Origin of the sequence: Corynebacterium sp. 045007 (assembly GCF_040743205.1) — a bacterium.
Classification (GTDB): domain Bacteria; phylum Actinomycetota; class Actinomycetes; order Mycobacteriales; family Mycobacteriaceae; genus Corynebacterium; species Corynebacterium jeikeium_D.
Map to the genome: position 1 here is coordinate 1 of NZ_JBFLKW010000046.1, position 785 is coordinate 785.

General features: G+C 54.5%; 1 rRNA gene. It reads left to right on the top strand.

Annotated features, from left to right (window positions below):
* Positions 1-785: ribosomal RNA gene (locus AB1Z34_RS11140) — 23S ribosomal RNA — on the top strand; the annotation flags it as partial.

A 785-nucleotide genomic window follows, 5' to 3' on the forward strand; every position in this document is an offset into this window, starting at 1 on the left:
CAGGGTCTGCTAGTCCTGCGTTGTGTTGTGTGGGTGTAGCGGAAGTGGATTGGAATGTCCTGCCGTAGACGGTGAGAGTCCGGTACGTGAAACACTCGTGCGTGCAATTGGTGTGTTGCCCGAGTAGCAGCGGGCTCGTGGAATCTGCTGTGAATCTGCCGGGACCACCCGGTAAGCCTAAATACCTGCTATGACCGATAGCGGATTAGTACCGTGAGGGAATGGTGAAAAGTACCCCGGGAGGGGAGTGAAATAGTACCTGAAACCATGTGCTTACAATCCGTCAGAGCCCTTTTTTGTGGGGTGATGGCGTGCCTTTTGAAGAATGAGCCTGCGAGTCAGCGGCATGTCGCGAGGTTAACCCGTTTGGTGGGGTAGTCGTAGCGAAAGCGAATACTAACTAGTGTGTTGTTAGTGGCATGTCCTGGACCCGAAGCGGGGTGATCTACCCATGGCCAGTGTGAAGCAGAGGTAAGACTCTGTGGAGGCGCGAACCCACTTAGGTTGAAAACTGAGGGGATGAGTTGTGGGTAGGGGTGAAAGGCCAATCAAACTCCGTGATAGCTGGTTCTCCCCGAAATGCATTTAGGTGCAGCGTCGTGTGTTTCCTCCTGGAGGTAGAGCTACTGGTTGGTTTAGCGGGACTATCATCTTAGCGACATCAGCCAAACTCCGAATGCCGGTGAGGTGAGAGCACGGCAGTGAGACTGCGGGGGATAAGCTTCGTAGTCGAGAGGGAAACAGCCCAGATCGCCGGCTAAGGCCCCTAAGGGTGTGCTAAGTGG